The sequence below is a fragment of the Methylopila sp. 73B genome (assembly GCF_000526315.1).
GTDB lineage: Bacteria > Pseudomonadota > Alphaproteobacteria > Rhizobiales > Methylopilaceae > Methylopila.
Genome location: NZ_JAFV01000001.1, coordinates 1445005 through 1457919 on the forward strand (window position 1 = coordinate 1445005; position 12915 = coordinate 1457919).

Here is a 12915-nt window from a genome sequence, read left to right on the forward strand (position 1 = left end):
GGGCGATCAGCTCCGCTGGCGGCGGCTGTCGCCGCTCGTGAACATGGGCATCAGCACGCGGAAGGTCGTCCGCCGCGGCTGGGATTCGCATTCGATGATGCCGCCGTGGTTGCCGACGATCTTGGCGACCAACGCAAGGCCGAGGCCGGAGCCGGTCGGCTTCGTGGTCACGAACGGGTCGAACAGGTGCGGCAGCAGGTCTTCCGGCACGCCCGGTCCGTTGTCGCGCACCGTGAACTGCAGCGGCAGGCTCACGCGCGTGCTGGAACCCGGCACCGACAGCCGCACGCCGGGACGGAAGGCGGTCGTGAGGTGAATCTCGCCGTCCTGAGCGTCGCCAATGGCTTCCGCGGCGTTCTTCACCAGGTTCAGGAACACCTGCACCAGCTGGTCGCGGTTTGCGAGCACCGGCGGCAGCGAGGGATCATACTCCTCGATGATCCGGATCCCGCGCGCGAAGCCCGAAACCGCGATGCGCTTCACATGCTCGAGCACGGCGTGGATGTTCACCGCCTCGCTCTCAATCGGCCGCTCGTCGGAGAACACCTCCATGCGGTCGACCAGCTTCACGATGCGGTCGGCCTCGTCGCAAATCAGGCGGGTGAGGACGCGGTCCTCGTCGCTGGCGGACTGCTCCAGAAGCTGCGCCGCGCCGCGGATGCCGGACAGCGGGTTCTTGATCTCGTGCGCGAGCATCGCGGCGAGCGCGGTCACCGAGCGCGCCGCGCCGCGGTGCGTGAGCTGGCGGTCCATCTTGTCCGCGATCGTGCGCTCCTGCAGCACGACCACCAGGACGTCCGGACGCTCGTGCAGGGGCGCGACGTGAATGTCGACGATGCGCTCCCCGCCGTTTCGCGGCGTTCCCAGATCCACGCGGTACTCGTTGACCGGGGCGCCGCGGTCGCGGGCCTGCTCGATCAGCGAGATCAGCGGCGAGCCGAACGGCACGAACTCGCGGATGTCGTGCCGGCGCAGCACGTTGGCGCTCGCCTCGAAGAAGGCTTCGGCGGCGACGTTGACGTCCACGATCCGGCCGGCGTCCGCGACGCAGATGACGGGATGGGGCAGCGCGTTCAGCACCGCTTCCGGCGCGCCGGCGCCGGTGCGGGGACGATCGCTCGGCGCGAGGCTCATGCCGCGGCCCTCCAGCCGAGTTCGTCGTAGGCGGCGACGAAGGCGGAGCGCGCCTCGTCCGCGGTGGGAGCGCTCTGGGCGGCGGCCTTCAGAGTCGCCGGAACGGGCGTCCCGGCGCTCGCCGCCGCGGCGTCGAGATACCAGCCGAGATGCTTGCGGGCGTGCCGCACGCCGACGTCGCGTCCGTAGAGCGCGAGGAGGCCTTCGTAGTGCTCGAGCGCCAGATCGCGCTGCACGTCGAGATCCGGCGCTACGACCTGGCGGCCGGCGAGATAGGCGGCGACCATGCCGGGGAACCACGCCCGCCCCTGCGCGCCGCGGCCGATCATCACCGCGTCCGCGCCGGAGGCCTGCAGCATCGCAGGCGCATCCTCGACCTTGATGAGGTCGCCGTTCGCAACCACGGGAATCGAGACGCGATCGACGATCGCGCGGATCGCGCCCCAGTCGGCCCGGCCTTCGTAGAACTGCGCCCGGGTCCGGCCGTGGACCGTCACCATCGCGACGCCCTCCGCCTCCGCCCGAGCGGCGAGCTCCGGCGCGACGATCGAGGCGGCGTCCCAGCCGAGCCGCATTTTCACCGTCACCGGCGCGTCGACCGCCGCGACCGTGGCGGCGATCAGGCGCGTCGCGAGGTCGAGATCCTTGAGCAGCGCGGAGCCGCCGTGGCCGCCCACGACCTTCTTGGCCGGGCAGCCCATGTTGATGTCGACGATCGAGGCGCCGGCGCCGACCGCGACGCGGGCAGCCTCCGCCATCCATGAGGGATCGCGGCCGGCGAGCTGAACCACATGCACGCCCAGACCGTCGCCCTCGGCGCGCAGCCGCGCTTCGTCGTCGGCCGTGGCGAGTTCGCGGGAGGCGACCATCTCGGACACCACGAGCCCTGCGCCGAGACGCGCGGCGATTCGGCGGAACGCGAGATCCGTCACGCCGGACATCGGCGCGAGAAGCACCGGATTGGCCGGGGACACGCGTCCGACGACGAAATTTTGGGCGAGAGGCACGGGGGCGATGCTGCTCATAAAATTGGCCGGCGTCTTGTGTGCACACATATTAGACAGATTGCGATCGGACACAACGCCGCAAAACGCGTGTTTCGGTCGCCGCGCGACATCGAGGCCGCGCTTCGTTAGAAGACGGCGGGAAATTCGGCGCCCGTCGCGCCGGCATCAAGCGAAAAGCGATGGCATTGTCCACAGATTCCAGCGGCCGGACGGTCGCCCTGATCTGCGCCGCCGGCGGCGGACTTCGCGCCGGCGCCGGCGCGCCGAAGCAGTACCGCCTGCTTGGCGGAGAGCCGATGCTCGCGGTCGCCGCGCGCCTGTTCCTTGACCATCCGGACGTGGCGGAACTGAGGGTGATCATCGGGCCCGGCCATGACGACCACTATTATGAGGCGATGGCGCCGTGGCTCGGCCACCCGAAGCTTGGCGAGCCCGTGCTCGGCGGCGCGACGCGCCAGGCTTCGGTCCACGCCGGATTGCAGGCGCTCGACCGCGACGTAGACGTCGTCCTGGTCCATGACGCCGCCCGCCCCTTCGCAAGCGCCGCGCTGGTCGCCCGGGCGATCGCCGCCGGCCGCGCCCATGGCGGCGCTGTTCCGGGCGTCGCGGTGGTCGACACCGTCTGCGCGGTCGCGGCCGACGGCGAACGCGGCGCCACGATCGACCGCGCCGGAGCCCGCGCGCTGCAGACCCCGCAGGCGTTTCGCCACGCGCCGCTCCTCGCCGCCCATGCCCGCGCGGCGGCGGAATGTCGCGAGGATTTCACCGACGACGGCGCGCTGTACGCCTGGGCGGGGCATAGGGTCGTCGTGTTCGAAGGAGAGGTCCGCAACGTGAAGCTCACGACCGCAGAGCAATTCGACGACGACCTGCTCCGGCGCGCCGGCGCCGAGTTCCTGGCCCGCGGCGACCTCCGCACCGGCACAGGCTTCGACGTCCACGCCTTCGCGGAAGGCGACCATGTGACGATCGGCGGCGTGAAGGTCCCGCACGGCTTCGGCCTGTCCGGCCATTCCGACGCCGACGTCGTGCTGCACGCGCTGACCGACGCGGTGCTCGGCGCGCTCGGCGACGGCGACATCGGCGCCCATTTCCCGCCGTCGGACCCGACCTGGAAGGGCGCCGACTCCGCGCAGTTTTTGGAGGACGCCGTGGCGCGCGTCAGAGCGGCTGGCGGCGTCATCGCCCATCTCGACGTGACGGTCATCGGCGAAGCGCCCAAGGTCGGGCCGCACCGGGAGGCCATGCGGGCGCGCATCGCCGAGATCGCAGGCGTCGCCGTGGGCCGCGTCGGGGTCAAGGCGACCACGACCGAGCGGCTCGGTTTCGCGGGTCGCCGCGAAGGCCTCGCCGCCATGGCCTCGGCCACGATCCGACTGCCCTTCCGGGAGGACCTGGCATGAACCCGACCCTCTACGATCTCACCGAGGAGACGCTGCGCCTCGCCCGCGGCGCGGGCCTCACCATCGCGACCGCCGAATCCTGCACCGGCGGGCTGGTGGCCGCGGCGCTGACCGAAGTGCCGGGTTCGTCCGACGTGGTTGACCGCGGCTTCGTGACCTATTCGAACGCGGCGAAGACGGCGCTGGTCGGCGTGTCCGAGGAGTTGCTCGCCGCGCATGGCGCTGTCAGCGAGCCCGTCGCCCGCGCCATGGCCGAGGGCGCTCTTGCGGCCGCCGGCGTAAGCTTAACGGTCGCGATCACCGGCGTCGCAGGCCCCGGCGGCGGGTCGGAGGACAAGCCCGTCGGGCTGGTGCATTTCGCGGCGGCGCGCGCCGGCCGTCCGACCCTGCACCGCGAGCGCCGCTTCGGCGACCTCGGCCGCGCCGAGATCCGTCGTCGGTCCGTGATCGAGGCGCTGGCGATGCTGCAGGAGGCCGCGGGCGCGATCGCAGCGGCGTGACGCCGCCGCCGTCGCTCCGGGCAAAGTCCCGGAGCCTATAAGCCCGCCGCCAACAAGGCGCGACACACCTCACCGATGATCGTCATCCGCGGGCTTATAGGCTCCGGCATTTCGCTGCGCTTCAGCCGGAGCGACAGCGCCCCCTCAATCCACCCGCTTCATGCCCTTGGCGAAGCGGCGGGCGTTGGCGACGTAGCGCCCGGAGGTGCCGAGCAACTTGATCTCCCACTCCGGCCCGAGCGTCTTCACGACCTTGGCCGGCGACCCGACGATCATCGAGAAATCCGGAAACTCCTTGCCCTCGGTCACGAGCGCGTTGGCGCCGACGAGGCAGGACTTTCCGATCTTCGCGCCGTTCAGCACGGTCGCGCCCATGCCGATCAGGCTTCCGGCCCCGATGGTGCAGCCGTGCAGGATCGCGCCGTGGCCGACCGTGCAGTCCGGCCCGATGTCGAGCGGAAAGCCGGGGTCGGTGTGGAGGATGCAGCCGTCCTGGACGTTGGAGCGGGCGCCGACGGTGATCGTCTCGTTGTCGCCGCGCATCACGGTTCCGAACCAGATGTTGGCGTCCTCCTCGAGCACGATCTTGCCCACGAGCACCGCCGTCTCCGCCACCCAGTACCGGCCGTTGGCGGGCGTCTGGGGGCGTTCGCCGTCGAGTTCGTACAGGGCCATGACCGGCTCCCCTTTTCCAAACGTCACATGCCCAGCGCCGCCGCCCCCGAGAGCGCGACGGAGCCGAGCGCGAGGCTCCACAGGCCGGCGAGCACCGTGCCTATGGCCACCCCGATCGCCGACCGTCGGCGGGCGCGAAGGGCGATCAGGTTGCGCGCCATCATGTACGGCGCGGCGACGGTCACAAGCGGCACCGCGACCACGGCCGTCGAATCCGGCGAGCGCAGCAGCCGAAAACTCGCCCGACGCGCGGTCGCCGCCTCGAAGGCGGAGGCCGCGAGCGCCGACAGGGCGAAGCCAAGGCAGAGAGTGAACAGGCTGGCGACGAAGGGCGACATGGGCCTCTCCCGACGACGGCGGGGGCCGCCGTCCGAAGCATGACGCCAGCAACATCCGGGCCGTCCCTGATTGGGACGCGACCCGGCCGACCTCACTCGAGGTCGGTCTCCAGGATCGCCATCTGGAAATTGTAGGACAGGTCGCCGTCCTCGTCGTCGCGGAACACGACGCCAATGAACTCCTCGCCGAGATAGACCTCGGCGCTGTCGTCCTTGCGCGGGCGCGCCACGACGCGGACCGTCTGGTTCTGGAACAGGCGGCGCATGTAGCTCTGCACGCGCTCGATTTCGCGCTTTTCCAACGTCACCTCCCAGAGTGGACTGGCTTGACGCGCCGACGCGGAAGGCCGGCGCGAGAGGCCGCACGCCTTGCCACGGGCGGCGGCGGGAGGCAAGGCGGCGCGAGCGACGACCGCGTCAGAGACCGGCGTCGTAGAAGATGTGGTCCATGGTCCGCGACGGCTCCTTGCAGGGCGACGCGCCGACCACGCGAGCGGGGACGCCGGCGACGGTGGTGTTGGCCGGCACGTCCTGCAGCACGACGGAGCCCGCCGCGACGCGCGAGCAATGGCCGACCTCGATGTTGCCGAGGATCTTCGCGCCGGCGCCGATCAGCACGCCGTGGCGGATCTTCGGGTGCCGGTCTTCCGTGCTCTTGCCCGTGCCGCCCAGCGTCACGCCGTGCAGGATCGACACGTTGTCCTCGATCACCGCCGTCTCGCCGATCACGACGCCGGTGGCGTGGTCGAAGAAAAGGCCCCGGCCGATGCGGGTCGCCGGATGGATGTCGACCTGGAAGATCGACGACGAGCGACTCTGCAGATAGAGCGCGAAGTCATGCCGCCCCTGCGTCCAGAGCCAGTGCGCGAGCCGGTGCGTCTGGATCGCGTGGAAACCCTTGAAGTGGAGCAGCGGCTCCAGCGCGCGAGTGCAGGCCGGATCGCGCTCGACGACGGCCGCAAGGTCGGCGCGCACCGCCGCGCCGATCGTGGGATCGGCGGCGACGGCCTCGTCGTAGGTCTGGGAGATCATGGAGGACGACAGGTCCTCATGGCCGAGGCGCGAAGCGATGCGGTGGCCGATCGCCTGCTCCAGCTTTTCCTGATTGATCACCGTCGCGATCAGGAAGCTCGCAAGCTCCGGCTCCCGACGCAGAGCCTCCTCGGCCTCGGAGCGCACACGCGCCCAGACGGGATCGAGGGTGAGCAGGTTATGGCTCTCGGCGCGCGCGAGCTTGGCCATGGCGTAAAACTCCGGGGGACCGTCGTTCCGTATCGCGGTTCTCTACCACACATGGTCTCGGCGCGCGCTGAAGAAAGGGCGCGCCGCCCATGCGCCTCAGGGGCGCCTCGACAGGAAGTCGACCACGCCCTGCTTGTAGACCTTGTCGCCGACCGCGCGGTTGTGGTCCCGGCGCGGGATTTCGAGCACCTCCGCGCCGGGGATCAGCCTGGCGAGCGCGTGCGGATCGCCCGCGACGTCGTCCTCGGTCCCGACCGCGATCAGCACCGGCGTGGTGATGGTCCCGAGCTTCTCCGGGTCGACCAGCGAACGCTGCGCCCGCATGCAGGCGGCGAGCGCGCGGCGATCCGCTTTGGTCGCCTCCGCGAAGCGCCGGAACATCTTGGCGGTGGGGTTCACGATGTCGTCGACGCTGTCGGCGAGCAGGCCTTCGGCGATTTCGTCCGCCGAGGGCGCGCCGCGCAGAAGCCCCTCCCCCATGCCGCCGATGATCGCGCTCCGCAGCCGCTCCCGGTTCCGGATCGCCATCAGCGAGGTGACGCGGGCGCCCATGGAGTAGCCCATGACGTCCGCGCGGGCGATGTCGAGATGGTCGAGCAGCCGCAGCGCGTCCTCCGCCATCAGGTCGGAGCTGTAGAACGCCGGGTCGTAGAGCTTCTCGCTCGCGCCATGGCCGCGGTTGTCGATCGCGATGACGCGGCGGCCGTCGGCCTTCAGCAGGTCGAACCAGCCGGGGCCGACCCAGTTCACGTCGAGGTTTGAGGCGAAGCCGTGGATCAGCAGGATGGGATCGCCCTCGCCCTCGTCGCGGTAGGCGAGGTCGAGCCCGTCGGAGGAGAAGGTCGGCATGGCGGCTCCGGTCGTGCGGGGGGAGAGCGAGGCGTCGAGGGGCCGCGACCCTAACCGCAGCCGAGGTTAGACGAAAGCCGTGGGACCGCTTGTCCGCGCCGCGCAAACGGCCTAATCCGAAGCGCAGGCTGCACGACGATCGAGGACCCGCGCCCATGGCCGACCACGGAACCCCGCATTTCGCCAACGACGCCGGCGTGAGCGTCATCCACATCGGGGCGAAGGAGTTCCAGTGCATCGGCGCGAAGCCGCCGTTCGACCACCCGCACGTCTTCCTGGACATGGGCTCGGACGACGAGATCATCTGCCCCTACTGCTCGACGCTCTACAAGCTCCGCGCCGACCTGCATGCCGACCAGTCCGATCCGGCGGCCTGCCTGTGGAAGGCGCCCGCCGCGGCCTGACGCGGCCGTGACGCGCCCGGTCCTGATCGCCGGCGCGGGCATCGGCGGACTGACGCTCGCGCTCGCGCTGGCGCAGCGCGGCCTCGCCAGCGAGGTCTTCGAACGCGCCTCCGCGCTCGACGAGGTCGGCGCCGGCGTTCAGCTCGCGCCAAACGCCAGCCGCATCCTCGACGAACTGGGCCTCGGGCCGGCGCTCGACGCCGTATGTTGTCGGCCGGAGGGCGTCGTGATCTCGGACGCGCCGAGCGGCCGCGCTCTCAAGACGATCCCGCTCGGAGCCGCCGCCGAACGGCGGTGGGGGGCGCCCTACCGCGTGATCCATCGCGCGGATCTGCAGGCGGCGCTGCGCGACGCCGTCTGCGCGACGTCGTCCATTCGCATGACGCTCGCCGCGCGGGTTCTGAGGGCGGACGACGCCCCCGCCGGCGCGTCCCTCGCGGTCGAGACCGCGGGCGAGCGCAGGACGGTCGACGGCTCCTTCGTCGTCGGCGCGGACGGCCTCCGCTCGGTCGTGCGGCAGGCCGTGAAGCTTCCCGAGGCCGTCCGCGAGACCGGCCTGGTCGCCTTTCGCGCCGTGCTGTCCGCCGAGGCGCTGCCGGACGCCTTCCCGCTCACGCACGTCAGCGTCTGGCTCGCGCCCGGGGCGCACATGGTGGTTTATCCCGTCCGCGCGGGTCGGGAGGCCAATGTCGTCCTGATCGGAGCGCTCGGCGCGACGACGCCGGGGGAGCGGGTCGCGCGCTGGGCGGCCCCCCCCCGCGCTCTGGTCGCGGCCGCCCCGCGCTGGACCGAGTGGCCGCTGTTCGACCGCGCTCCGGCGGCGCGCATGCGGCGGGGGCGGGTCGCGCTGATCGGCGACGCCGCCCACGCAACGCTGCCCTCGCTCGGCCAGGGCGCCGCCTTCGCGATCGAAGACGCCGCGACGCTCGCCCGCGTGATCGGCGAAGGCGGACCCGATCCGCTGGCCGCCTACGAGACCGCCCGGATCATGCGCGCCATGCGCCTGCCCGAAGCCTCCCGCCGCCAGATCGCGATCGACCACATGGGCGGCCTCGCGGCGCGCGCGCGCAACCTCGCGCTCGCCGCGGCGCCGACGAGCGCGCTGCTCCGCGGGCTGGACTGGATCTACGACTGGCGGGACGGCTGACGCGACCACGAGGGAGACGGCATGACGAACTATTCCCCGCGCACGGACGAACTCATCAAGGCCTTTCCGGAGCGAATCTCGACGCCGCCCGCGCTTCTGCTCGCCTTCGCGGACTGGCTCGCGGCGCGTCCCTGGGGCTCGGTCGGCGCCTTCGACCTCTCGCCCGGCTGGTCGGACCACATGATCTTCGGCGGCGAACGCTTCTTCCGCCAGTTCGCGTTCGTCGTCCGGTTGCCGGACGGCTCCCGCGCCGGCTACTGGCTGCGCGACGACCGACCGCTGGAGCAGGCGCCCATCGTGCTGCTCGGCTCGGAGGGCGAGGCCGAGACCTGGGCCCCTGATCTGCCGAGCTTTCTGGTGCGGCTCGCGACCGCCGACTTCGACGACAGCGGCCCGGCGAGCGACCTGATGCCGAGCCCGGACGACGCCGATCCGAACCTCCGCGGAGACCTCGCCGCGTGGCTTGGCGCGCGGCTGGGCGCGTCCGGCGCAGATCGGCTGAAGCGGCCGCGGCCGGGCGAACCCGACGCGTTTCGGGATTGGTATCTGACGGGTGCGCGTGAGCCCGAGACGGATCTCGCGCACGATCCCGATACGCAGGCGATAACAAAACTGCTGGAACGCTACCGGCCTCCGGCTTCGGCGGCGCCCTGGGACGTGACGACGCTCTCCGTGGGCTGGGCCGGCGACCACGTTGAGATCGTGAACGCATCGGCCGGCCATGGAGCTGTGCCCGAGAAAGACGCGCTCCTGCCGCACCTCGCCGCGCTGCGCCGGAAAGGCGCGGAGCGCACGCCGGGGGTCGGCCTGTGGCACCACGCCTGGATCACGATCGCGAACGAGGACCCAGCCCGGCTCGACGCGATCTATCTGTTCGAACCGAAGTTCTTCCTCGGCCAGCCGCCGGCGGAGGCGTTCCGGGCCGACCAGCGGAGCGCGCCGCGCGCGGCGCGACGCATCCCCGACTGGCTGGCGGCCCTGCTCGCCTGAGCGTCGTCACTTCCCGTCCGAAAAGCCCTTGAAGGTCACGTCGGGGGCGCTGGTGTTGTGCTTCGAGGGCTCGACGCGGTCGAAGCGCACCTCGGTGGTGCTGGCGCTCTTGAAGTCCATCACCGGCTCCACAAACAGCCCGCCTTCCATCCGCCAGTTCACCCGCGCCGTGTCGGCGTTGTCGGACGTCACGAACATCGAGCGGATGCCGGCGAAGGGAGCGAGCTTGTCGCCGGCCGGCAGCCCGTCGAGCTTGACCTCGAGCGTGACCCCGTCCCGCTCCGCCTTCGCGACCTTGAGTTCGCCCACGCCGCCGCGGGCGTAGGTCATGCGGAAGGTCAGCGTCTTGGGATCGATCTCGAGCTTCGAGACGTCCACGATCGGCCGGTGCTGCTCCTCGATCGGCCCGAGCAGGAACGAGGTGCCGTAGGCGGCCTCGGGGAACTTCACCGGCGGGATCGGCTTCGCGCGCCAGTAGCCGTCGAAGGGGTAGAACACGAGATATTCGACGAACTTGCCGTCGACCTTCTTCAGCGCCTGGATCAGGTGGATGTCGCTCTCGTCCACCCCGCCGACGACGACCTCCGCGCCGCGCGCGCGCCAGCTCACCTCGTGGGTGAACCCCAGGATCTTGGTGTCGGCGTCTTCGTAGAGCGTCAGCGTTTTCGGTTCGAACTTGAACTTCGGGTCGTCCTTCATCGCGTCGCAGTGGTCGAAGTTCGGCGCGGTGTCGTCTTTCTCCAGAGCGTCGAGATAGACCGGAGGCGTGACCTCGATGGCGAAGCGGCGCACGTCTGCGCTCGTCATCGTGTAGTAGACGTTGTCGAATTCGGCGCACTGGGTGGGATGGCTGCGGTTCTCGACCAGCGCCCGCGCGTCGCTGGCCGCGGCCGGCGCGGCGAGGGCCACGCCCGCGCTCCACAGCGCGAGAATCACGGCGGCGAGGCCGCCCTTCGGATTGCGCACGTCGAAATCTCCGGCAGGTGTCGTCGGTTGAAAGCTATAGCGCGCCTTAGCGGCCGCCGGTGACCCGTATGTTCGCGCCGGTAACGTAGGAGGCCGCGTCCGACAGCAGCCAGACGATCGCCTCGGCGGTCTCCTCCGCCGTTCCGGCCCGGCCGATCGGGATGCTCGAGGCGAGGCGCTGGAGGCGGTCGGGCTGGCCGCCGGCGGCGTGGATCTCGGTCTCGATAAGCCCGGGCGACACGGCGTTCACGCGGACCCCCTCGGCGGCGAGCTCCCGTGACAGCCCGATCGTCAGGCTGTCGATCGCGCCCTTGGTGGCGGCGTACCAGACGAACTCGCCGGGCGATCCCAGATTGGCCGCCGCCGACGACAGATTGACGATGGAGCCGCCCTGCCCCCCGCGGGCGGTGGAGAGCGTCCGGGCCGCCTCCCGCGCCACAAGCAGCGCGCCGGTGACGTTCAGCGCCACGACGTCCTTCAGCATGTCCGCCGCGGCGTCCGCGAGCTTTCCGGCGGGCGCGCCGGTGATCCCGGCGTTGTTGACGACGCCTCTGGCGGGCCCGAGCGCCGATTGCGCCCTGTCGAACAGGTTGCGCACGTCGCTTTCGATCGCGACGTCGCCCTGCACGACGGTCGCCTTGCGGCCGAAGGCGCGAACCTCGTCCGCCACCTTCTCGGCCGCCGCTTTGTCGCGGGCGTAGTTCACCGCGACGTCCCAGCCGTCCCGCGCCGCGAGCCGGCAGACCGCCGCGCCGATGCCGCGGCCGCCGCCGGTGACGATCAACACCTTACCTTGGTCGTTCACTGCAGCGCCCTCGCCTTTGCCGAACGTCGCGAGCGGCTTCGCTCTTCACGTTCCTTGGGTATCGCGCGGCGCAGACGCGCCGTCGTGGAGCGACATACACCCGCCATGACCCAGCGCAAGGCGAAGAGGGACACGTCGGCCGATCACAACGGCGTCGACGGGCCTCGGACCGGACGCGAAATTTCTCGTCCGACAACTCGGCGAGCGAGACTTTCGGCCGACCCCGCGCCATTTAAGTGGGGCAACCGCGCGACGCGCGAAGGGACGGGACGCAGCCATGAAAGACGCCATGACAGCCGACGTGGCCGTGGTCGGCGGCGGTCCCGCAGGCCTGCTCGCCGCGCTGCTCTGCGCCCGCGCCGGCGCTTCGACGGCGCTGATCGCCGCCCCGCTTCCCTCCGACGCCCGAACCACCGCGCTGCTGGACCGCTCGGTGGCCGCGCTGCGCGACGCCGGGCTCTGGGAGCCGCTTGCGGCGGTCGCGGCCCCGCTCCGGAAGCTCCGGGTCATCGACGGCGGCCGGCGGCTGGTGCGCGCGCCGGAAGTGCTGTTCGACGCGGCGGAGCTGAACCTCGACGCCTTCGGCTGGAACGTGCCGAACGTCGCCCTCGCGGCCGCGCTCCGGGAGGCGCTCGCCGCCGAACCGAACGCGACGCTGATCGACGCCGCGGCGGTCGCCAGCCGCCCAGGCGAGGACGACGTCGAGATCGAGCTGGCCGACGGACGCGTGGTGCGCGCCGCTCTCGCCATCGCCGCCGACGGCAAGCGCTCCCTGATGCGGGAGGCGGCCGGTCTTGCGCTGCCGCTGACGCCGCGGCCGCAGACCGCCCTCGCCTTCACCGCTGACCATGAGCGGGACCACGGCGGCGTCTCGACCGAGATCCACTTCGAGGAAGGCCCGTTCACGCTCGTGCCGATGCCGGGCGGCGTCCGCTCCAGCGTGGTGTGGGTCGTCCGCCCCGCTGAGGCCGGGGACCTTCAGGCGCTGTCGCCCGAAGCCTTCGGCGAGGCCGCCACCCATCGCGCCGGACGGCTGCTCGGCGCGATGTCGCCGGTCGGCCGGGTCGGGGCCTTCCCCATCGCCGTCGGCGCGGCGACACGGCTCGCGGCCCGCCGCACGCTTCTCGTCGGCGAAGCCGGCCACGCCCTGCCGCCCATCGGCGCGCAGGGGCTGAACCTCGGCGTCCGCGACGCGGTCTCCGCGGCCGATCAGGTCCGGCGCGCCATAGCCGCAGGCCGCGACGTCGGCGGCCTTCCGACGCTCGCCGGCTACATGCGCGACCGGGCGGCGGATGTCTGGTCCCGCACGCTCGCCACCGAGGGGCTGAACCGCACCCTCACCTCGGCGCATCCCTCGCTCCACGCGCTGCGCGGCGCAGGGCTCGCGGCGCTTCAGGCGATCGGCCCGCTCCGGCGCTTCGTCATGCGCCAGGGCATCGGCGGCGCGGCGTGAGG

15 protein-coding genes are annotated in these 12915 nt (G+C 71.5%); 6 read left to right on the top strand and 9 right to left on the bottom strand.

Annotated features, from left to right (window positions below):
* Window positions 1-6: 6 nt before the first annotated feature.
* Window positions 7-1134 (bottom strand): ATP-binding protein, encoded by a 1128-nt coding sequence (locus K244_RS0106900; protein ID WP_020185520.1) that lies wholly within the window; start codon window positions 1132-1134, stop codon window positions 7-9.
* Window positions 1131-2159 (bottom strand): tRNA dihydrouridine synthase DusB, encoded by a 1029-nt coding sequence (gene dusB / locus K244_RS0106905; RefSeq protein ID WP_020185521.1) that lies wholly within the window; start codon window positions 2157-2159, stop codon window positions 1131-1133. The genes K244_RS0106900 and dusB overlap by 4 nt, the downstream gene beginning before the upstream one ends.
* Before the next feature lie 161 nt (window positions 2160-2320).
* Between dusB and K244_RS0106910 the strand changes: the two genes are divergently transcribed.
* Window positions 2321-3544 carry a bifunctional 2-C-methyl-D-erythritol 4-phosphate cytidylyltransferase/2-C-methyl-D-erythritol 2,4-cyclodiphosphate synthase gene (locus tag K244_RS0106910; protein WP_036305565.1) on the top strand — a complete coding sequence of 408 codons (1224 nt, stop codon included), beginning with the start codon at window positions 2321-2323 and terminating at the stop codon, window positions 3542-3544.
* On the top strand, window positions 3541-4044 hold the full coding sequence (locus K244_RS0106915; protein WP_020185523.1) for a CinA family protein: 504 nt from the start codon (window positions 3541-3543) through the stop codon (window positions 4042-4044). Before K244_RS0106910 ends, K244_RS0106915 begins: the two co-directional genes overlap by 4 nt.
* 144 nt (window positions 4045-4188) lie before the next feature.
* On the opposite strand, the gene K244_RS0106920 is transcribed toward K244_RS0106915, so the two are convergent.
* The 5 genes from K244_RS0106920 to K244_RS0106940 form a co-directional block, all read right to left on the bottom strand.
* Window positions 4189-4719 carry a gamma carbonic anhydrase family protein gene (locus K244_RS0106920; RefSeq protein ID WP_020185524.1) on the bottom strand — a complete coding sequence of 177 codons (531 nt, stop codon included), beginning with the start codon at window positions 4717-4719 and terminating at the stop codon, window positions 4189-4191.
* Window positions 4720-4742: 23 nt separating this feature from the next.
* A complete protein-coding gene (locus K244_RS0106925; RefSeq protein ID WP_020185525.1) occupies window positions 4743-5057 on the bottom strand; it encodes a hypothetical protein in 315 nt (104 codons plus the stop codon).
* A 92-nt stretch (window positions 5058-5149) separates the two neighbouring features.
* Window positions 5150-5359, bottom strand: a complete 210-nt coding sequence (locus K244_RS0106930) for a DUF3126 family protein (protein WP_020185526.1) — start codon at window positions 5357-5359, stop codon at window positions 5150-5152.
* Between the two features lie 115 nt (window positions 5360-5474).
* Window positions 5475-6299: a serine O-acetyltransferase gene (gene cysE / locus K244_RS0106935; RefSeq protein ID WP_020185527.1), complete on the bottom strand. Its 825-nt coding sequence runs from the start codon at window positions 6297-6299 to the stop codon at window positions 5475-5477.
* Between the two features lie 96 nt (window positions 6300-6395).
* Window positions 6396-7148 carry an alpha/beta fold hydrolase gene (locus K244_RS0106940; protein WP_020185528.1) on the bottom strand — a complete coding sequence of 251 codons (753 nt, stop codon included), beginning with the start codon at window positions 7146-7148 and terminating at the stop codon, window positions 6396-6398.
* 155 nt (window positions 7149-7303) lie between these two features.
* Here K244_RS0106940 and K244_RS0106945 point away from each other — a divergent pair, with 155 nt between their 5' ends.
* From K244_RS0106945 to K244_RS22590, 3 genes are read left to right on the top strand one after another with little or no spacing between them, the layout of a single operon-like run.
* Window positions 7304-7552, top strand: a complete 249-nt coding sequence (locus K244_RS0106945; RefSeq protein ID WP_020185529.1) for a zinc-finger domain-containing protein — start codon at window positions 7304-7306, stop codon at window positions 7550-7552.
* 7 nt (window positions 7553-7559) lie between these two features.
* Complete coding sequence (locus tag K244_RS0106950) at window positions 7560-8699, top strand: FAD-dependent monooxygenase (RefSeq protein ID WP_020185530.1); 1140 nt, start codon at window positions 7560-7562, stop codon at window positions 8697-8699.
* 21 nt (window positions 8700-8720) lie between these two features.
* Entirely contained in the window at window positions 8721-9689 is a 969-nt protein-coding gene (locus K244_RS22590; protein WP_020185531.1) for a hypothetical protein, read from the top strand.
* A 6-nt stretch (window positions 9690-9695) separates the two neighbouring features.
* Here the strand turns inward: K244_RS22590 and K244_RS0106960 are convergent, their stop codons facing one another.
* Entirely contained in the window at window positions 9696-10655 is a 960-nt protein-coding gene (locus K244_RS0106960) for a hypothetical protein (protein WP_020185532.1), read from the bottom strand.
* Between the two features lie 46 nt (window positions 10656-10701).
* On the bottom strand, window positions 10702-11460 hold the full coding sequence (locus K244_RS0106965; RefSeq protein ID WP_020185533.1) for an SDR family oxidoreductase: 759 nt from the start codon (window positions 11458-11460) through the stop codon (window positions 10702-10704).
* A 277-nt stretch (window positions 11461-11737) separates the two neighbouring features.
* On the opposite strand from K244_RS0106965, the gene K244_RS0106970 reads away from it, so the two are divergent.
* Window positions 11738-12913 (top strand): FAD-dependent monooxygenase, encoded by a 1176-nt coding sequence (locus K244_RS0106970; protein ID WP_020185534.1) that lies wholly within the window; start codon window positions 11738-11740, stop codon window positions 12911-12913.
* Window positions 12914-12915: the final 2 nt, after the last annotated feature.